Here is a 19,944-nt window from a genome sequence, read left to right as displayed (position 1 = left end):
AGAGGGCAGTTACAACGATTTGTAAATATTAACGAATCGTAGCAACGTGTCATGCCAATTTTAAATAATTTTAGTACGTTGAAGAACCTTAAATCTTAACTTTTATTACTGATTATGGGCCTTATGGTCAATAGTTTGAGGAAATATTTTTATGAAGAAATTTGATGTTATTGTTATTGGTTCTGGGCCTGGTGGATATGTCGCCGCTATTCGTGCAGCCCAACTTGGAAAGAAGACTGCTATCGTAGAAAGTAAAGAGCTTGGCGGTGTTTGTCTTAACCGTGGATGTATTCCAACTAAAGCGGTTCTTAAAGCAGCTCACAGTGTACACGAGCTTGCTGATATGAAAGATCTTGGTATTGATGTTGAACTTAAAGGTTTAAACGGTGGCCAAGCAGTTAAGCGTGCAAAGGGAATCTCTGCTAAGATTTCTGGTGGTGTTGCTTACCTAATGAAGAAAAATAAAATTGAAGTTTTTGAAGGATACGGAAAACTTCGCACAAATACACAAGTTGAAGTTACTTCATCTCGTGGTCACACTGAAACAATTGAAGGAACAAATATCATCCTTGCTACTGGTGCTCACTACCGCTCATTCCCTGGACTTGAGCATGATGGGAAGAGACTAATTGGTGCTTGGGAAGCGATTAAAATGGAAGAGCTTCCAAAGTCAATTGGGATCATCGGAGCAGGTGCAATTGGTGTTGAGTTTGCTTACTTCTGGAATGCGTTTGGTGTTGATGTTCATATCTTTGAACTTCAAAAGCACTTACTTCCAATTGAAGATGAAGAGTCATCTAAAGTTGTAGAAAAAGCATATAAGAAATACGGGATTAAAATGTCTCTTGGTGTTGAAAAAGTTTCAGCTAAGAACAATGGTAATGACGTAACAATCACTGAAGTAAAAGGTGGAAAGACTGTTGAGCATAAGTTTGATATGGGTCTAATCGCTGTTGGTATGACAGGAAATATCGACGGTATCGGGCTTGAGACTGTTGGTGTTCAAACAGATCGTGGATTTGTTGCCGTAAATAATACTTACCAAACAAATGTACCTAATATTTACGCAATTGGTGACCTTGCTGGGCCACCACTTCTAGCGCACGCAGCTTCTCACGAAGGTATTATTGCAGCAGAAGCAATTGCAGGTCTTCATCCACACCCACTAGATAAGATGAATGTTGCTGGTTGTACTTACTGTCAGCCACAAGTTGCATCTGTTGGTTACACAGAAAGAGCTCTTAAAGAGCAAGGTATTAAATACTCAGTTGGTAAGGTTCCATTTACTGCAAATGGTAAGGCCATGGCATCTAACGAAACAGAAGGGTTTGTTAAAACTCTTATGGGTGAAGATGGAGAAATGCTTGGTGCACATATTGTAGGTACTCATGCAACTGAACTTATTCACGAGTATGTACTGTTCAGACAAATGGAAGGTGTTGATGAAGAAATGTTCGCAACAATTCACCCACACCCAACTTTAGGTGAATTCCTAGCTGAGTCTGTGTTAAACGCTAAAGGTAGATCAATAAACTTTTAATTTATATATAAGGACTGAATATGAAAAATGATATCGTAATGCCACAAATGGGTGAGTCTATTACAAACGGAACGATTACAAAGTGGCACAAGCAAGTTGGTGACACGATTGAAATCGATGAGATCCTACTAGAGATCTCGACTGATAAAGTTGAATCAGAAATTCCATCGCCATTCTCTGGAAAGATCGTTGAGATTCTTTTTGAAGAAGGTGAGACTATTGATGTTGGTGTAAAAATCGCAGCAATCGATGATGATGCAAACGCAGCTGTATCGGCAGCTCCAGCGGCACCTGCTGCTGAAACACTTCCTCCAACTCCTGAGGCAGCACCAGCTCCTGCAGCAGTAGCTTCTTCTTCAGATACTCTTGAAGATGTTGTTATGCCGCAAATGGGAGAGTCAATCACTAACGGTACAATTACTAAGTGGCACAAGCAGCCAGGTGATATGATTGAAATCGATGAAATTCTTCTTGAGATCTCGACTGATAAAGTTGAATCAGAAATTCCATCACCATATGCAGGTCGTGTTGAACAAATTCTTTTTGAAGAAGGTGAGACAATTGATGTTGGGATTAAAATCGCAGCTATCGAAACAGATACTTCTAAAGCATTTGGTGCAGCAGCGACTACGACAGCAGCAGTAGCAAGCGCTCCAGCAGCGGCAGCACCAGCGGCAGTTGCAGCAGCTCCTGTAGCAGCAGCTTCAGTTCCAGCAGGACGTCGTTTCTACACACCACTTGTTAGAACTCTTGCTCAAAAGCACGGAGTTGATGTTAATGAATTAGCACACCTTAAAGGTAGTGGAGCAGGCGGACGTGTTAACAAAGCTGACTTCATGAACTACCTAAATAATAGAGGGGCAGCTCCTGCTGCAACAACTTCAGCTCCAGCAGCGGCACCTACGCCAGCGGCAGCTCCGGCTCCCAAAGCAGCACCTGCTCCTGCAGCAGCTTCAGTTCCATCTGCAACAAGCGGACGTGTTGAAGTTATCAAAATGGATAATATGAGAAAAGCGATTGCTAAGAATATGATCGCTTCTAAAATGACTTCACCACACGTTAATTCAATTGATGAAGTTGATATGACGAACCTATTTAAGTTTAGAGAAGGGTTTAAGAACCAATTCAAAAAAGAAGAAGGTTTCTCTCTAACTTATACTCACTTTATTCTTTATGCTCTTGTTCAAGCACTTAAAGAGTTCCCAATGGTTAACTCTTCAATTGTTGGAGATGAGATTCATATGAAGAAAGATATCAACCTTGGATGTGCTGTAGCTGTTCCTGGTAATGGTCTAGTGGTTCCAGTAATCAAAGGTGCTGATAACTTAAATATTAGAGGTATGGCAAGAAAGCTTGATGAGCTTGTTCAAAAGGCAAGAGCTAAGAAGCTTACAATGGATGATATGTCAGGTGGAACTTATACTTTCACAAATAACGGATCATTTGGAATTCTTGCAGCAACTCCAGTTATCCTTCAACCACAACTTGGTATCTTCTGTGTTGGTACAATGAAGAAGCGTCCAATTGTTACTGAAGATGATGCAATCGCAATTCGTCAGATGATGTATGCAACTCATACATATGACCACAGACTAATTGATGGTGAGATTGGTTCTAAATTCCTTAGACACGTAATCAACACTCTTCAGACTACTGATTGGGCACAATTATTCTAAGAAGTTTTAAATTTTCATAATAAGAAAGGCTACCGATGGTAGCCTTTTTTATTCCTATTTCGTTCTAATTCAACTCTTTATCAATTTCAATCTTTGGCCGAATTGTCTTGATCGTAACGTTAAATTGGCATTGGTAGATATCTTTTTTCTCATTCTTTTCAACGTAGCAATTAAGGTGCTTTCCTTTTCTTACCTCGTATTTTTTATTTCCAATTGTATGATAGCTCTCGGCGATAAGATCGAGTTTATCCCAGAAGCGTTTCGCTAGATGGGAATCAAATTTGATTCTTAAGGTATTATTATCGTAGCTAATAGTTGATTTTCCATTGGCCTTTGAGGTTCCAAGAAATTCACTAATGGTGCCTTTACCAAAATCCGTATCCTTGTCAAAGGCAGACAATTGTCCGCTTCCTAAGCCATTCAAGTAAAGGTGACAATGAAATTTATGACTTGGTTCTCGTACACAAAAGAAATACTTGTGGTAGCGAAAGACAAGGCCATGGACGAGATCGGCATAGGTATTCTTAACAGGTAGGCCTAGATAGATTTCCCTCGCATATTTTGAGTCAACAACTGAGAACTCATTAACGTGACTAGAAACGGCAATACCTGAGACTTCAGCAGCAAAAGTTTTAAAGGTTAGGATAAGGGCAAAGGATATCAGTACTAGCTTCTTCATAACTATGAACTATAGATTTCATCGATATTGAAGTAAAACAAGTTCACAAAAGCTTAACAAAGAAAACAGTTGGCCAACAAACTAAATTTCTAACTACTTATAAATAGTAACAAGGCTTCGATACATCTTCTTGGCCTTGTGTGACTCAACATTCTTATTAATCTCGTTGAACTTAGTACGATATAGGTTTGAGTTTCCTTCAGCGATAAAATCAGGGGCCAGCTTTTCTAGCAGTTCCTTGGCCTTATTATTAAAAATAAGATCATCTTGAGTGAAATCCTGAACTTCAAATTTATCCTTATACTTATTAGCTAAGGCCTTACCAAGTCGAGTCTTGTGAAATGGCCTCTCGGAAGTATAAGTGAGGATGAATTTTCCCTTTGGCTTTAGGCTGTCCATAACCTTATTTAAAGTGCGATAAAGGTCATTTAGCATATAGAAGCCATCTAGTGAGATCACAAGGTCAAACTCGTTTTCTCCCAGCCATGTTGTTTCATAATTTGCTTCTTTATACTCATGATCACTTTCAACTAAATCAAATCCCTTGGCCTTTAGCTTGTACTTTTTGGCAAAGTAAGATGTTAACTGACCTGTACCACAGCCAATATCGAGAACTTTCTGATGAGGCTTAAAGTGGGATGTTAGGGCCGAGAATTGCTTCTTTGAAAGGTTATTTTGCATGAAACAGTCAATTCCATGCATTTCTTTACAATATGTTAGATATGATTGTGATTCTTTTGCAAAACGGTAGTAATTTGAAAAGGCCTGCTTTGCTTTAGCGTTGAATCCCTTCTGACTAAGTAATTTTCGAATTATTTGAAACATAGTTTTTTATACTCCTATTTTCTTTAAAATTCTATCTTCATGAAATCTTAATCAATTAGAATTTGTGAGAACTTTAATTAAGTGTTTAAAATATATTAAGAAGCCAAATAGGAGGTTCCTATGATTAAGTTTTTAGTATTTTTAGGTTTGCTTGTGACTTTAGCGAATGCTGCGGTGACGACGGTATTTATTGACGGCCTCAATTTACAAGGCCGCCAAAAAGTTGAAAATATATTAGAAGTCTTTGATATCTGAAACTAGCTCAGGAAAGTCGATAAAAGGATTTCTATTTCCTTGAATCCTCTCGATTTTATCATTGCGTTCGATCTCTTCACTATCTACTGGATCTTCCGCATGCCATCTTCTTAGATAGTTCTCCATTCTACTATTAATCTTTGCTCCATAGCGTGTCGCAAAGTAGAACATTGCACGAGCAACGTTACCTTTGTGCTCTGTAGGTGGCTCAAAGAAGTGTCCATCTGAGTGAGAAGCAAAGCAATCTCTTGTCGCACTCTTTCCACTTTTAATATCACCAAAGTCATTTGAACTACGTACGCTATTTGCTTTAGAATCAGTCGGGAAGAGGTGGTGAAGGTCACCCTTTTGTAGCTTTGAGCTAAAACCACCAGTAAATTTCGACTGAGGCCAAGTGTGTTCACAGTTTACAATTTGGTGGTTAGGAATTCTTCCATTACCAATCGGTCCAATATTTGGAGTTCTTTCATTGAATACTTTATTACAGTAAACGCCTTTTACATAAGGTTGGTTACTTTCATCGTATCTTAAATGTAATTCATTAAATAGGTAGCGCTTGGCCTGAGAGTATGAATTTTTTGTGTGATTTTGACTGGTAATTTTCTGTAGTTTTGTTCTTAGGTTTTCATTTTTTAAGAGATCATTTGCGATATCTGCTTTAAATGATTCCGGATAATATCCGGCAGTGGTCGTTAGGGCCAATAATGCCACTACTAAGAGTCTTAATTTCAAAATCTAATCCTTGATAATGTTCCTGTACATAAAAGCATCTCAAAGATAAAAGGTTTTGCAAAATAAAAAATCAAATAGAAAGGCCTTCTTAACAGAAGGCCAATATTAGTACTGAAATGGATTAGTCAATTATTAGAAGTTATTGATCTTATCAGCTAGGTTAGCGATATCAATAAATGGGTTTCTGTTATTTTGTACAGAATAGATAATTTCGTTTCTTTCTCTTTCTTCAGCATCAACTGGATCAAGCTTGTCCCACTCTCTAAGAACTCTTTCTTGGTTGCTTGAGATTGAGATATCGTATCTTACAGAGAAGTAGAAAAGTGCTCTTGCAACATTTCCTTTGTGATCAGCTGGTGGCTCGAATGCACCGTTACCTTGAGTTTGAGAAGCTGTACAATCTTCATAATCTACTGGGAAACCATCTACATTATCAAATTCGTAGTTACCTCTTACAGAGTTTGCTTTTGAATCAGTTGGGTATAGGTGGTGTAGGTCTGACTTTTGAAGTCCTTTATCAAAACGACCAGTAAATTTAGATTGTGGCCAAGTATGCTCACAGTTAAGAACGTTTGAGTTAGGGATTTGCCCTGGACCCATTGAACGAGTTTGGTATCTTCTTAGTGTTTTTTGGCAGTATACATCTTTAATGTAGTAACCTTTATCATCTTCTTTTAAGTGGATTTTTCCGAAAAGAACTTTTCTAGCACCTTTGTATCCAAGGCTTCTTTGGCCATAACAACGACCTTTGTTTTTAGAGTCGCAACCAAGTACGTCTTGAGAGTTTGTCTTTTGGTGAGTTGAGTTTAGAACTTCAAAAAGGTAACTCTTTAGCTCTTCTCCACCTCTAGAAAGAACGTCTTTTGTTTCTTTTGGGTAGTAGTTGTCTAATTCTGCAGCATTACTCGTAAGAGCGAAAAGTAGTGTTGATAGAACGATTGCGATTTTCATCAAATCCCCTTTGGTGTTTGTGTGTGTGAAACTTTTATATGACATAATTATTAAATTGGCTAATAGGAATCTTAAGTTTTTCTAATAAAATCTGACACAGAATCTATTTTCAGCTATTAGACGCATTGCTCTTAATGAAACTTTGACAAAAGATCCGAAAAATCTGGATTTATTTAGTGTGTTTTTGTATAAGTCACCAAAGAAAATAACAACACTATTAGGCTAACTTAATATGAAATACATCTTACTTGCATCATTGCTTATATCTTCAAGTGCATTTGCTTACACTAAGACAACTCTTAATTGTATTAAGAAGCTAACATATGATCTTAATGTCGATAGCCGTGCCTTTAAAGTTAATACAGATGAGGTTGATGCAGATATTGATTTCGAGGGAAGACCTCTAGATGAAGCAATTGCTATCATTAGAACGACTCTTGAGCTTAATGGATGTAATAGTCATAACACAATTAACTTCTCTAAAACACCATCAGGGCGTGCTAAGAGCCGTTGTGTAGAGCTTGTTCCTGGACAAGACTATTCAATGAGCTGCTATGTTGAATCGAATATGGGATTCTTCTTTGTGACAAAAGATCTACAAACAGACGCTTTTGTTGTTTATTCTCGTTGGGATTAATCACCCCATAATTCTGATAAGCGCTTTTTAATATTATTCTCAACACCTATCTCTTTAGGTTGATAGAATTTTGGTGTTCCTTTTGGAGCATATTGCTGTCTTACAAATGAGCCCTCAAAACTATGCGGGTACTGATACTTTACCTTGTGAAACTTATCTGGAAAATTCTTTAAATGCTCAGGAACCTCAATCGTCTGTGAGTTTTCAACGTAGGCTAGGGCCTCGTTTATAGCATTATAAGCAGCATTACTCTTAACTGTACTGGCAAGATAAGTCGTCGCTTGAGCGAGTGTGATTCTTGCTTCAGGCATTCCAATATTTTGCACAACATGAAGGGCATTCGTTGCTACTGTCAGTGCATTTAGATCAGCATTACCAACATCTTCACTGGCAAAGATAACAAGTCGTCTGGCAATAAAGACAGGGTCCTCGCCACCATCAAGCATAACAGCTAACCAAAGAATGGCCGAGTTAGGGTCACTTCCACGCATACTTTTAATAAAGGCAGAAATCACATCATAGTGACGATCTCCACCAGCATCAAAATTACGAGAGTTCTCTTTGATGATATTTTTAACAGTTTCAAAATCAATTTCGTCTTCTTGCTCAAGAAGAGAGAAGATAACTTCTAAACTACCAAGAGCGATTCTTGCATCACCATTTGCGTAGTCGCAAATAAGTTCGAGATATTCTTGCGATAGATCCTTTTCAAGCTTACTGATCGTTCTCTTTATAAGTGAGCGAATCTTATCTGTTGTAAATGACTTAAGCTCAATGATCTTCATGCGCGACAGAAGAGCTCGATTCACTGAGCGACGTGGATTTTCAGTTGTTGCACCAATTAGGATAAAGCTACCTTGCTCAACGTGAGGAAGTAGAGCATCTTGTTGGGCCTTATTAAAGCGGTGTATTTCATCAATAAAGATAATGGACTTTCTTTGGAAGTCGCGGGCCTCTTCCTGGGCCTTTTGAATAAGCTTCTTTAGGTCTGCAACACCTGATAAAACGGCGCTGAATTCATAGAAATTTGCATGAATTTCATTACCTAAGACCTTTGCCAGAGTCGTCTTTCCACTTCCTGGAGGTCCCCAGATAATAAGAGAAGGAATACTTTCACCCCTAAGAAAGGGAAAGCGCCTAGCAAGCGCGTCAAAGCCTTCATAATCCTGTCTACTCTCAGGTCTAACCTGATGGGCCAGGGGAGTAACTTTGTTGTCTTTTGCGTTAAATAAGCCTTGTTGCATATATTACCTATTCGTTATTGGCCATTGACACACTGTGGGGCCGTCGTGTAATTTAACATACCAATTAAAGCTAGACAAAATTTGCATGTAGTAACGTGCTAATAAATCTCGCAAATGCGTCGTTAAAGGCGTTGAGAAAAAAAAATAGAAGGAGGTGAATGTTATGTCTAAAGATTACTCAATCAAAATCGAGATCGATGAAAGATTAAGTGCGGAAAGAGCTCTTAAGAAATTCAAGAGATACTGCGAAGCTTTCGGTGTTATTAGAGAATACAGAAAGAGACAAGAGTATAAGAAGCCTTCTATTAGAAATAAAGAAAAGCTACAAGCGGCTGAGAAGAGAAGAAAGAAAACTCAGACGAAGTACAGTAGAGGTTCTAAAATCTAATTTGATTTAAATTTCTTATATAAAGAGAGGCTCCGTAAGGAGCCTTTTCTTATATGTAGGCTAGTAAAACATCAATTTTAAAATACTATTCCAACGAGCGTGCATAACCTTAACGTTACGAACATACTCTCTTGGAAATCCTGTTTGGCCCTTTTCTAGGTCCATGTGAAAAACATTCCATTGCATATTGAGATCACCAAGGCGATCGATAAACCAGCGTCTATCGAGTTCTGGAATCATCTTTAATTCCAGAGGTGAGAGGAAGTTATCAAGAAATTGTTCAAAAGATGGCTTTAACTCATTTGGAATAATGTAGATGAAGGCATCATTTGAATAGTTATACATCTTACCAACGTAATTCTTATACTTTTCAATATGAGGAGTATAAGTCGAGAAATTAGTACCCTCTGTAAGGTGAAGAAGTTGAATATAAGACTGAATCCTAAGGTTGAGGTTATCGATATTATCAAGAAGAGAGATAAGGTTGATATAATCATCAACATTTCCGTACTGCTTACTTGGTAGAGAAATAAAGTCTTCTCGTAGCTTTTTGATATTTCGCTCAATTGCTTGAATAAGCGGAATGACTTCCTTTATGTGTTGATAGCAGGTCTTTTGATTTTTCTTGCAATCACTATATGCACCATCAAATTGAAGAACGAGTTTCAATGTGTTCTCTCTTAAGTTGATAAAGTCTTGAGATGTGTAGGTGATTCTCTTTACGATATAGTAGAAGTCATTCTTGATTGAACGAAGTTGCGGACGTACATAGCGACGATAGCTATAATCACTTAGCTTTAGTTTTGATGAATCAAATTTGAAGTACGGATACTCGGCAAAACTTGAAAGCGTTAAAAGAATGGCAAAAATTATTTTCTTCACTTCTTAAATGATTGAAGAGGTGGCGCAAAATGTCAATGAAATGAACTCTTAACCAACCAGATCGAGGTCTGCTTGAGGAGAAATATGACTTAGTTCAATGAACTTTGGTTTCTTTTGAAGAGAGCGAAATTCTTGAACCCAGCTATCAATGTTACAAAGTGAAATTGAAATATTGTGTCTTGGAATTTTATTCTTTGCTAAACTTCTCGGAAATAATCTTAATGGTGCTCCATGAAGCTTGAAGTGAACATCGAGGTGAGAAGGAATCTTACCTGAATAAATAAGGGCCAAGCAAATAAAGGCACCGGCATTTGATGTTTCAATTTGGATTCTATCGCTTTTAACTCTTTTAATAAGAGAGAGAAGGTCATTTGAATATTTTTCGATTTCTTTTGTATTTAAGTTTTCAAACTTGAAGATATCTTTTCTGTTTTTAGCAGTCAGAACTCTTTTTTCATTCTCTGAAAAATTAAGGTGAGAAAAATTATTCATCATCACTTCATCAAAGGTAGGCTCTTGAGTATCGAATTTATAAACTACATCAGCTCCAGCACCTTTAACTTTGATTTTTCCAGAAAATAAGACCTTAGACACAACGAACCCCGTAGTTACTAAATTGATAATGTTATTTAGTTAATCGGAACGATTGGGTATTAAGTTAAGTAAATTTCCTATAAAATTTGAAATTTAACTAATTATCATGGAATTTATTCGTCAGACTCACTCATTAACTGCTTGAAAATATTATTCTTTCTCATTTGAAGCAGTTTCATGATATCTGTGGCCGTCTCTTCTAGGGCGCGGTCAGTAACATCAAATACCGGCCATCTCTTATTCTTGCCAAAAATTTCATTGGCCCATTCGAGTTCCTCGATTACTTTATTCGTGTCCGCATAATCACCTGTGTGCTCAGTTGCGCCAAGTTTATTTAAACGGTTTTTACGAATTGAATAAAGTGCTTCAGGGTCAATCGTTAGGGCAAAGATTTTTCTTTGGTCTATTTCAAAGAGTTCTTTTGGAAGATCTTGTCCATTGATAATAGGGATATTTACAACCTTGATTCCGTGTTGAGATAGGTACACTGAAAGAGGTGTTTTTGATGTACGAGAAATCCCCACAAGAATAACATCTGCTAGGTGGAGAGTTTCAACATTCCTTCCATCATCGTGGTTAAGCGTAAACTCCATGGCCGCAACACGGTCAAAGTATTCTGAGTTCACTGCGTGTAGAAGACCTGGCTCACTCTTAGGTTCTTGATGAAAGTAATTAGAGAAAGTCGTTAAAACTGGCCCCATTAGATCAAGGGAGCGCACATGCTTTTGCATTGAGATTTCTTTTGTATATTCTCTAAGTTCTGCTGAAACGATTGTATAAATAACGAGGTCGTGATGAATAGCTGCTTCGTCAAAAATTGATTTAATTTGTTCCTTTGTGCGAACATTTTTAAAACCTGTATAGAAGACTTCGCTTTCTGGGAATTGTGTCATGGCCGCGCGACTAATCGCTTTTGCTGTTGAACCTGTTCCATCAGAAATAATAATTATTTTCATCTTTTTCAAAATTTAGCCTCGATTTAATTCTTTAATCTACTTTATTCAAGAATGAAGTCTTCGACAAGGTTATAGATGTCATTTCGCTGACTTAATGGGTGAAAGCGAGATAAAGGAGTCACTTTCTTTAGGAAGGTTTTTTGAGACTTCGCAAGTCGGCGAGTTGCAAAATAAATCTTCTCGATTAATTCCTCTTCAGATGTAATCTCACCATTTAAGAATTGGATGCTTTCTTTGTAGCCAATGGTCTTTAAGGCCTTAAGTTCAGCATGATGCTTACTATCTCCCATGATCTCTTTGACTTCATCTAATAAACCTTGAGAGAGCATCTGCTTTGTGCGTTTTAAAATAATTTCCCAATGTTCTTCTTTTGGTAAATCAAGGCAGATATTTAGAGTTTCCCAACCGTGAATATTTGTTGAAAAGTCATAGGCTCCCTGGTCATCGGCCTGCTTCTTTTGCTCAGAGATCTTCTTGCCCGTCATGCGGTGATACTCGTAGGCTCGAGTGCGACGATAGTGGTCGTTCTCATGAAGGTTCTCAAGAGATTCAGGATCGTGAGTCTTAAGGTAGTCGACAATTGGCTCCATACCTTCTTTCTCATAGAGCGCACGGGCCTCTTGTTGAATGGCCTCATCTGTTGATTCCGACTCGTACATGCCACGAATTAAACTTCTAAGGTAGAAGGCACTTCCTCCAACAAGAATAGGAATAATTCCTCTTGCATGTAGCTCATTGATTTTATTCTTTGCTAGCTCCACAAAGTCGGATGCATTAAGTTCATTCGTAATAGGGGAGATGCTAACGAGGTGATGGGGAACACCGTCCATCTCTTTCTCGTCAGGTTTAGCACTTCCAATATTTAATTCATTATAAAAGAGGACACTATCGAAATTGATAACGTGACACTTTTCCAAACCAATTCGCTTGGCTAGCTCAATGCTAATGCCTGTTTTTCCAGAGGCCGTAGGCCCTAATATAAGAATCAATTTCTTTGTCATTTTAATAATTTTCTCAATTTCTTTGGTGAGATTTTCTTTGCAATTTTCTTCTCAACAAGATCGTAGAATGAAGTAAATGAAAGGAGTTTTCTGACCTCATTCACTTGAAGCTCTAAATCTTCAAGCAGTTCACTTCCGTTAATAATATTAGTCGCAATCTTTGCGTAAGGAAGGTCTTCAAATACATGAGAGACAGATCTTAGAACACATGTGTGTCCATCAAGACGCTCGATCTCAATTCCCATTGTCATATATTGCGCAAGATTTTCCATATCAGAGATATCTTTTGAGATAGGCTCAGAAATTAACAGAGGAGTCATATTATCAATATCAATTTGTTCACAAGCTTCGTCTAAGAAGACCTGTGCGTCTACAAAGTATGGACCTCTTTCAACGTGATTAAAGAGAAAGACATTCTCTCCTAAGGCCGAAATTGTAAGCTCACTTTGTTGGCCACTAGCATTTTCTCCAAACAGAGAACTCTGGCCATGAAAGTCCGTTGATTGATTGAGCTCATTTTGAAATCTTTGAAGATTTAATCCGCCACCAAAATTGTCGGCAACGATATTATCTGCACCTTGGTTGAAGAGGGCACTTGAAAGAGAATTAAAATTCGCTTCTTCCTCATTCATCTCCAATGAGTGATTTTCTGTAATATGATCTTGATTCTCTGAAATGAGTTTCTTTGCTGTTGCACTCGTTAGAGAGAAAATCTCATTACTCTTTAAAAATTTAATAATGGTTTTATTAGGGTGAACGTTTACATCAATTTCATTTTCGGGAACCTTAAATTGCATGATGTAATCACCAGTTAGGCCCTGAGGCCAAAACTTTTCCATATTTCGAATAATGATTTGATGGATCTTCTTATCAGTAAAAAGGCGGTTGTTTACAAAGAGAAACTGTTGCTTACCGCTATAACCTTTAGAGGCATCTTTTGAAATATAGAACTGACAACTTGAACCAAGATACTCACCATAGGACTGAAGTATCTCTGGTCTATTTTTACGTGACTTCTTCTTAAAAATTTCACCAACACGATTAACTGTATGCTCTTGAGCTCGGTAAATATCTGGGTCTTGATCATCCCAAGTAATAGAGAACTCAACTTGTGGGTAGTTAATTAAGAAAGAATTGATAACACGCTTAAGTGCATTCTTCTCACTTTGACCAGACTTCACAAATTTTAAACGAACTGGCGTATTGAAGAAGAGGTCTTTGACATAAGTCGAAGTCCCACTCTTATGTGTTGAATACTTTGAATGCTCAACTGTTCGCGCACCGTGAATGACATACTTTGCACCTTCTTCTGGATTAGAGCGAGGGGCAGAGTGGCAAGAGATACGTGCAACCGAAGAGATGGAAGCTAGAGCTTCTCCACGGAAGCCAAAAGTATTGAGGCGATAAATATCTTCAAAATTATTTATTTTAGAAGTTGCGTGACGGCAGAAGGCGTAGGGGAGTTCATCAAAGAACATTCCATCACCATTGTCTTCAATTGCAATGAGGTCAAGTCCTGCATTGATAATAGTAACTCGAACTTTAGTTGAGTTTGCATCAATTGAATTTTCTAGTAATTCTTTAAGAACATTGGCCGGGCGTTCAACAACCTCACCGGCCTTGATTTGATCAATTAAGTGTTCGGGAAGAAGGTTAATTCTATTTTGTGTATTTTCTGATATTTCCATTGTACGAACTAGTCGCGATAGAAATTAACCTGGTTTCTTCCACCTTCCTTGGACTTGTATACTGCAGAGTCGGCCCTTTTAAATAGGTCTGTTCCGCTACTAACTCCCTGTCTGTAGTCTGAAACACCAATCGATGCAGTTACCGGTAACTTATTATCGTCGTAAATGAAATCGTGAGTCTCAACGGCCTTTCTTAGGCGCTCAGCGATTTCGTATGATTGTTTAATATTTGTTTTTGGAAGTAGGACAACAAACTCTTCTCCACCGTAGCGGGCAAAGATATCTGTTTCTCTAATTCCATTTGAACGGATAACTTCTGCTAGTTCTTTTAAAACGTAGTCACCAGCATCGTGTCCGTAATTATCATTAAGTTTCTTAAAGTGATCTAGATCGAAAACAATAAGAGAAAGTGGAGTACCAGTTACTTTTGACTTCTTTACTTCAATATCAAGTTTCTTATTGAAGAAAGACTTGTTGTAGCAAGCAGTTAGTCCATCTGTATTAGCTTCTAGTTGAAGCTTATCATATGTAAGTCTTTCTGGATCACCTTTTGGAAGGTATTTTAGCGCCATTGCACCCATCTTAATGATGTCACCTTTTTGTAATTCAGTAGGGGCCTCAACTTTACTGTTATTTAAGAAAGTTCCATTTCTAGAACCAAGATCAACTACCTGATATCCATCTGCTGATGAAACTAGTTTAAAGTGCTCTCTTGAGATTCCATTAAATTCAAGTGGAATATCACACTTTGCACTTCGACCAACTGTAATCTCTTCTTCTTTTAAATCGAAAAGAGTACCGTTTAAATCACCACCAACAACAAGAAGGGCCGCAGGCTTATCTTCGGCTTCTTTATTCGCTGATGCTAGGGCAGCTTTGATGTCAGTTAATACTAGAGTAGCGTCATCACTCATATTCGTCCTTTCAGTACTTTATAATAGATTGTTTTCCCTGTAGATTTTAACTAGCGCCCCGATTTTAATCAAGATTGGAAAACATTTCTATCTGTCTAAATCGAGTATTTCTCATAGGTTATCAAGCCATTCAAAGCTATATATTTTTCCGGCCTCAACTCCAGGTTGGTTAAAAGGATCAATATTTAGGCAATAACCTGTGATAGCTGTCAAGTACTCGAAGAATACAATCAACTTGGCCAAACCTTGTTCGTTTAGCTTTTCTATTTCAAAAGTAATATGTGGAACTTTTTGTTCTTCTAAAGCTTTCTGAGTTCCATAGAATTCCGAGTCCATTAAGTTCTTCAAAGTATACTTTCCGAGTTTTTGTAATTTCGGATGATTGAATGAATTACTTAATCTAAAATCGTTTTCGAACTCTTTAACATGGATGAGTAGCATCACTTTATTAAGTGGCCCTTCCATGAATAGCTGCATTTGTGAATGCTGATCAGTTGCACCATATGAAGGAATTGGAGTCAGACCAATTCGTGAACCATCTTCTTTCTTCTTACCAAGACTTTCGGCCCATAGTTGGACGAACCAATATGCAAAGTTTTTCATCTTACTCGAGTAAGGCATGATGACTGTTTGATCGTAGCCTTGCTCTTGATGATTTAAGAAAGTGTTGGTTACTTCTTTAAACTCTTGTGACTCTTTTAGTGAATGGCCATATTCAAGGCCGCTCTTACAAAGAGCGTGAATATCAATCCCTGCAAAAAGGGCAGGGAGAAGGCCTACAGGAGTCAGGACACTAAAACGGCCTCCAATATTTGTTGGAATATCTAGTGTTGTAATACCAAGTTCATCTCCAAGCTCTCTCAGTTGAGAGGTTTCAGGATCACTTGCAAAGACAAAGTAGTTCTTAAATTCTTCTTCTTTAATTCCACTCTTAACCAATTCATTAGCAAGGATTGCAAATGAAGCAAGAGTCTCTGCCGTTCCTCCAGACTTTGAAACCACATAGATTAGAGAATTTTTTAAATCAATACTTTCTAATAATTGGTTCGTGTCATCTGGATCAATATTATTAAAGAAATAAAAACGGCGTTTCATATCTTTTTTAAGTGCGCTTACAAGCATCTCTGGGCCAAGTGCACTTCCGCCAATACCGACTTGGATAAAGTCACGACGGTCACTATATTTATTAAATATATCAACACATTGTTGTGGATAATACTCTTCACTTAATTTTGTTACAAATTCAAAGCGAGGGTTCGTTTGAAATTTTTCAATTTCCGTTGAGACTTGCTCTGACTTGTCCTGTTCTTGAATAAAGGAGTTAATTGAAATTTTCATTAGGCTCCGTATTCCTTCTTAAGAAGACGAGAAATGACAACTTTTTGAATTTGATTTGTTCCTTCTACAATTTGAAGAACTTTTGCATCTCTCATAAATCTTTCAACAGGGTATTCTTTTGTATAACCAACACCACCAAGAATTTGAACAGCGTCTGTTGTTACTTTCATTGCTGTATCACTTGCACGCATCTTTGCCATTGAAGCAAGTTTTTGATTAGAGGCTCCATCATCAATTGACTTAGCAGCAGCTTGAACAAGTAGTCTTGCGGCCTCTACATCACAGGCCATATCGGCCATCATGAATTGCAGTCCTTGGAAGTCAAAGATTGGTTGCTTAAATTGTTGTCTCTCTAGTGAGTACTTAATTGCTTCATCAAGAGCACGAGTTGCACAACCTACAGAGATAGAACCAATGGCAATACGTCCTTTATCGAGGCCACTCATTGCAACTTTAAATCCTTCTCCTTCTTTTTGAAGAAGGTTGGCCTCTGGAACAAAGCAGTTTTCAAAAAGAAGTTCGCGAGTAGGTGAGATATTCCATCCCATCTTTCTTTCTTTTTTACCGTATGAGAATCCTTCCATTCCATCTTCTACGATAAATGCAGAAACACCTTTTGCTCCTTCGCCACCAGTTCTTGCCATGACGATATATGTTTTAGCAATACCACCTGAAGTGATCCAAAGTTTTGAACCATTTAGAATATATCCACCATCAACTTTCTTTGCAGTCGTTTTAAGTCCTGCTGCATCTGAACCAGCGCCTGATTCAGAAAGTGCGAAAGCACCAATTGCCTGACCACTAGTTAATTCAGGAAGGTATTTTTGCTTTTGTTCTTCGTTCCCAAATGTATCGAGGATAGATTGAACCATTGATGAAACTGAGATTGTCACAGCATAGGCAACTGAAGATTTTGCAATTTCTTCTAATGCATAACTATAATCTTGAACAGGAAGATTTAGACCTCCATATTCTTCTGAAACAGTCATTCCTGTGAAGCCAAGCTCTCCAAGCTCATTGAAGATTTCCATGCGAAACTTACCTTCAAAGTCATCGTGCTCCATATGTGGCTCGATTTTTTCAAGGCGAAAACGCTTTAGTCCTTCAACGATCTCTTTTTGCATCTCATTCATATCTATATCCTTTTGAGTTCTTCAGTAAGTTCTTTAAGTCATTTAATTCATTATAAAATCCACCTACAGTACCAAATAAATCATAAATGGTTAAATTTTATGAAATTCAGTGTGAGCTGCTTGAATTCTTAAACGTAATTACAGTATGTTAGAAGGTAGAGCCATTAACTAGGTTTTATTTAATGAGTTTGTGCGATACAATAGTACAAAGGGTGAAATTCCCTTCCTAGGCGCTAGCAAGGAGAATACAATGAGACACGATATCAATTTGGCCCATTCTGATAAGGCCAATGTAGAAGAAGTTGAGTTAACGAATTCGTTTCCCTACATGCTCTTGATTGCCTCAATGGCCGTGATCACTATCATGCACTTAATTCTGTATCCATTAGCAAAGCAATTTGCAGCGAGCTTCGCTGGATTTTAAGTGTCGTGCCACAGAATTCTGTCGCTAAAATCTTAGTCACTTCTAAGCTAAGTATTTGATTTTATAACTTCACTACCGAAATTCTTCGTTTCTATCCCGATAACTTTTATAATTTGAATATGAAAACACTACAAGAATTTAGACCAACTCACAAAAATGTCATCAGCAACGGAAAAGCAAAGAAAGTTCGTGTTGCTAGCAAGAATAAGAAGAAGGCCAAAAAGGGGAGCTCTTCTTTGAATCTTACAAATGTAGCACTTGCACTCTGTGCAGTTCTTATGGGTGTTGGACAATATAAGAAGTCATCTGAAGTTGCTCAGTTAAAAGAGGTGAATGTTTCTTTAACTAAAGAGATTGCAGATCTTCAGATGAATTCGATGAAATATATGGCAGACAAGAAGATCCAAGAAATTTCAAAGGAAACTCTAAAAAGTAAAGTTGCTCACGTGGATTCATTGAATGCCATTATTGCAAAAAGCAAAGTTGATCTCGCCAAGGCCAACCTTGAAATTGATAAGCTTAAGAACTTAAAGATGTCTGAGCTAGAGTACAAGACTCAACTTGCACAAATCGAAAATGAATACCAAAAACGTCTCGATGCACACAACAGAGCGAGTACTGAAACGATCACTCGTATGGGACGTAAGATGATGGCCGAAGTTGATAGTGCTGGTCTAAAGACGCGTGCACCAGCAAGTGCTACACGTCATGTTGTTCAATTTAAAGGAAATAAGCCGGTGAACGCTAGAGTACTTACTAACCAAAAGAGTGCTGTTGAGTCAGATGAGTGGCGTTCAAATAATATGGAGTTCTAATTGTTCTCAAATTTTGAAAGAAGATTCATGGCCATATCCTTTCGATAAGTAATGTCGCTCGGTAGGGCCCTGAAGTCCATGACATCGATCGTACTCATAAATTCCTTATAGCGTTTCGAAAGATCTTCTCGTGTCTTGCCAATAAAGAATACATCCAGGAATGTAATATTATTTCTTGCAATCGAAATTTCTCTCATACTGTTAAAGTAAATAGCCATATTCTCAAGATAGAGTAGAGCAGCGATACTTTGTTCTTCATTAGTTGAGCTGTTTTTTAAGTCACGCTCGTAGAGTGAATAGATAAACTCTTCAATTGTAGTAACGTCAATTGGCCTTGCAACAGAGATAATTTGTGTGATATCGCGTCTAAGGCATGATTGATACTCTGTCTGCTTATCTTGTTGGATGCACTTGTCGTAATCTATCTTATTAATTCTTTCTTGTGCCACTGAAGGAACTAGAAAAAGATAAGTTGGAATCGTTACTCCTAAGAATACGACAAATACAACGATAAATTTTATAAAGTCTTTAAGCTTATTTCTTGTCATTAAAATATATCCCGAATCCAAATTTGATTTTAGATTTTGGATCTTTAGGTTCTACAACTTTAATAATAACTCTTCTATTTGGGTTAAAGAAAACTTTCTTTTTATTTTTTTCTTTTAACTTTTCGAGCTCTTCTTTTGTAATAAGAGGTTCAGAGTCACCCTTTGTTGTAGCAGCAAGTGTCGTTGGAGGAAAACCAAAGTACTCAAAGCGAGAAAGAACTTTTGCAGCTCTAACTGCTCCTAATTGCCACGGCCCTTCGATTCCTGGAGCAATACTTCTTTCATCAGAGTCAGTATGCCCTTCAATCATAATACGATAGTTAGGGTTCTTTGTTCTGATAATATCAATCATTGTATCAAGAGATTGAATACTGCTCTTACTTAACTTAGTACTCCCTTCAGGGAAGAGGATACTACTTGAAAATGAAATAATTAGCTCATTATCAACGAGTGATATTTTACTATTTTTTTCAAGTTCAGGGTGCTTTGATATTTCTTCTGTTAGCTCTGACAATTCTGTTTCTGAACTTTTATACTTGTCCTTTTGAAAGGAAGTTGAGAGGTCCTTTGCTTTCTTGTTAAACCCCACTGGATCGTAATTAGCAAAGGCCATCATCAGAATGAAGAAACATGCAATTAGGGTCATCATATCTGCATATGATGTCATCCAATCGCCTTCACCGCCCCCGCTATCTTGTTTTACTGCTTTTTTCTTAACTGCCAT

General features: G+C 37.7%; 22 protein-coding genes. 7 read left to right on the top strand and 15 right to left on the bottom strand.

The features are described from left to right. Nucleotides 1-151 precede the first annotated feature (151 nt). Nucleotides 152-1,540: a dihydrolipoyl dehydrogenase gene (lpdA, locus tag ABMA78_RS04080; protein ID WP_392857307.1), complete on the top strand. Its 1,389-nt coding sequence runs from the start codon at nt 152-154 to the stop codon at nt 1,538-1,540. Between the two features lie 20 nt (nt 1,541-1,560). Then, a complete protein-coding gene (gene sucB, locus ABMA78_RS04075) occupies nt 1,561-3,216 on the top strand; it encodes a 2-oxoglutarate dehydrogenase, E2 component, dihydrolipoamide succinyltransferase (RefSeq protein WP_392857304.1) in 1,656 nt (551 codons plus the stop codon). Nucleotides 3,217-3,280: 64 nt separating this feature from the next. Here the strand turns inward: sucB and ABMA78_RS04070 are convergent, their stop codons facing one another. Then, entirely contained in the window at nt 3,281-3,895 is a 615-nt protein-coding gene (locus tag ABMA78_RS04070; RefSeq protein WP_392857301.1) for a hypothetical protein, read from the bottom strand. A gap of 93 nt (nt 3,896-3,988) precedes the next feature. After that, nucleotides 3,989-4,720, bottom strand: a complete 732-nt coding sequence (locus ABMA78_RS04065; protein ID WP_392857298.1) for an SAM-dependent methyltransferase — start codon at nt 4,718-4,720, stop codon at nt 3,989-3,991. 120 nt (nt 4,721-4,840) lie between these two features. On the opposite strand from ABMA78_RS04065, the gene ABMA78_RS04060 reads away from it, so the two are divergent. Next, entirely contained in the window at nt 4,841-4,975 is a 135-nt protein-coding gene (locus ABMA78_RS04060; protein ID WP_021265781.1) for a hypothetical protein, read from the top strand. On the opposite strand, the gene ABMA78_RS04055 is transcribed toward ABMA78_RS04060, so the two are convergent. Together ABMA78_RS04055 and ABMA78_RS04050 are read right to left on the bottom strand one after the other, a co-directional pair. Then, nucleotides 4,955-5,707, bottom strand: coding sequence for an endonuclease I family protein (locus tag ABMA78_RS04055; RefSeq protein ID WP_392857295.1), 753 nt, complete (start codon nt 5,705-5,707; stop codon nt 4,955-4,957). The two genes, ABMA78_RS04060 and ABMA78_RS04055, sit on opposite strands and share 21 nt — an antisense overlap. 132 nt (nt 5,708-5,839) lie before the next feature. Beyond that, nucleotides 5,840-6,658 carry an endonuclease I family protein gene (locus ABMA78_RS04050; protein WP_392857293.1) on the bottom strand — a complete coding sequence of 273 codons (819 nt, stop codon included), beginning with the start codon at nt 6,656-6,658 and terminating at the stop codon, nt 5,840-5,842. Between the two features lie 232 nt (nt 6,659-6,890). On the opposite strand from ABMA78_RS04050, the gene ABMA78_RS04045 reads away from it, so the two are divergent. Continuing rightward, the gene (locus ABMA78_RS04045) at nt 6,891-7,295 is read left to right on the top strand and encodes a hypothetical protein (RefSeq protein ID WP_392857291.1); all 405 of its coding nucleotides are present in this window, start codon (nt 6,891-6,893) and stop codon (nt 7,293-7,295) included. Here ABMA78_RS04045 and ABMA78_RS04040 read toward each other — a convergent pair. Further along, entirely contained in the window at nt 7,292-8,539 is a 1,248-nt protein-coding gene (locus ABMA78_RS04040; protein ID WP_392857289.1) for a replication-associated recombination protein A, read from the bottom strand. The two genes, ABMA78_RS04045 and ABMA78_RS04040, sit on opposite strands and share 4 nt — an antisense overlap. Nucleotides 8,540-8,702: 163 nt before the next feature. Here ABMA78_RS04040 and rpsU point away from each other — a divergent pair, with 163 nt between their 5' ends. Continuing rightward, on the top strand, nt 8,703-8,927 hold the full coding sequence (gene rpsU / locus ABMA78_RS04035; RefSeq protein ID WP_021266202.1) for a 30S ribosomal protein S21: 225 nt from the start codon (nt 8,703-8,705) through the stop codon (nt 8,925-8,927). Nucleotides 8,928-8,987: 60 nt separating this feature from the next. Here rpsU and ABMA78_RS04030 read toward each other — a convergent pair whose 3' ends face one another. The 8 genes from ABMA78_RS04030 to ABMA78_RS03995 form a co-directional block, all read right to left on the bottom strand. Continuing rightward, on the bottom strand, nt 8,988-9,809 hold the full coding sequence (locus ABMA78_RS04030) for a hypothetical protein (protein ID WP_392857286.1): 822 nt from the start codon (nt 9,807-9,809) through the stop codon (nt 8,988-8,990). A 48-nt stretch (nt 9,810-9,857) separates the two neighbouring features. Continuing rightward, nucleotides 9,858-10,403, bottom strand: coding sequence for a hypothetical protein (locus tag ABMA78_RS04025; protein ID WP_392857284.1), 546 nt, complete (start codon nt 10,401-10,403; stop codon nt 9,858-9,860). Nucleotides 10,404-10,516: 113 nt separating this feature from the next. Further along, nucleotides 10,517-11,359, bottom strand: a complete 843-nt coding sequence (locus tag ABMA78_RS04020; protein WP_040314013.1) for a pyruvate, water dikinase regulatory protein — start codon at nt 11,357-11,359, stop codon at nt 10,517-10,519. A 41-nt stretch (nt 11,360-11,400) separates the two neighbouring features. After that, entirely contained in the window at nt 11,401-12,360 is a 960-nt protein-coding gene (gene miaA, locus ABMA78_RS04015) for a tRNA (adenosine(37)-N6)-dimethylallyltransferase MiaA (protein ID WP_392857282.1), read from the bottom strand. Then, nucleotides 12,357-14,048, bottom strand: a complete 1,692-nt coding sequence (mutL, locus tag ABMA78_RS04010) for a DNA mismatch repair endonuclease MutL (protein ID WP_392857280.1) — start codon at nt 14,046-14,048, stop codon at nt 12,357-12,359. The genes miaA and mutL overlap by 4 nt, the downstream gene beginning before the upstream one ends. Nucleotides 14,049-14,056: 8 nt before the next feature. Further along, nucleotides 14,057-14,962: a diguanylate cyclase gene (locus ABMA78_RS04005; RefSeq protein ID WP_392857279.1), complete on the bottom strand. Its 906-nt coding sequence runs from the start codon at nt 14,960-14,962 to the stop codon at nt 14,057-14,059. Between the two features lie 111 nt (nt 14,963-15,073). Then, on the bottom strand, nt 15,074-16,300 hold the full coding sequence (locus tag ABMA78_RS04000) for a hypothetical protein (protein ID WP_392857278.1): 1,227 nt from the start codon (nt 16,298-16,300) through the stop codon (nt 15,074-15,076). Beyond that, a complete protein-coding gene (locus tag ABMA78_RS03995) occupies nt 16,300-17,433 on the bottom strand; it encodes an acyl-CoA dehydrogenase family protein (RefSeq protein WP_392857276.1) in 1,134 nt (377 codons plus the stop codon). Before ABMA78_RS03995 ends, ABMA78_RS04000 begins: the two co-directional genes overlap by 1 nt. Nucleotides 17,434-17,683: 250 nt before the next feature. Between ABMA78_RS03995 and ABMA78_RS03990 the strand changes: the two genes are divergently transcribed. Next, on the top strand, nt 17,684-17,857 hold the full coding sequence (locus ABMA78_RS03990; protein ID WP_021266092.1) for a hypothetical protein: 174 nt from the start codon (nt 17,684-17,686) through the stop codon (nt 17,855-17,857). Between the two features lie 119 nt (nt 17,858-17,976). Further along, a complete protein-coding gene (locus tag ABMA78_RS03985) occupies nt 17,977-18,672 on the top strand; it encodes a hypothetical protein (protein ID WP_392857274.1) in 696 nt (231 codons plus the stop codon). On the opposite strand, the gene ABMA78_RS03980 is transcribed toward ABMA78_RS03985, so the two are convergent. Together ABMA78_RS03980 and ABMA78_RS03975 are read right to left on the bottom strand one after the other, a co-directional pair. After that, nucleotides 18,669-19,220 carry a hypothetical protein gene (locus ABMA78_RS03980; protein ID WP_392857273.1) on the bottom strand — a complete coding sequence of 184 codons (552 nt, stop codon included), beginning with the start codon at nt 19,218-19,220 and terminating at the stop codon, nt 18,669-18,671. The two genes, ABMA78_RS03985 and ABMA78_RS03980, sit on opposite strands and share 4 nt — an antisense overlap. Then, nucleotides 19,207-19,944 (bottom strand): flagellar motor protein MotB, encoded by a 738-nt coding sequence (locus ABMA78_RS03975; protein ID WP_392857271.1) that lies wholly within the window; start codon nt 19,942-19,944, stop codon nt 19,207-19,209. Before ABMA78_RS03975 ends, ABMA78_RS03980 begins: the two co-directional genes overlap by 14 nt.

Source organism: Halobacteriovorax sp. RZ-2 (assembly GCF_043196685.1).
GTDB lineage: Bacteria > Bdellovibrionota > Bacteriovoracia > Bacteriovoracales > Bacteriovoracaceae > Halobacteriovorax_A.
The sequence above is the reverse complement of the archived record's forward strand: the minus strand, read 5'-3'. Positions and strand labels throughout refer to the sequence as shown.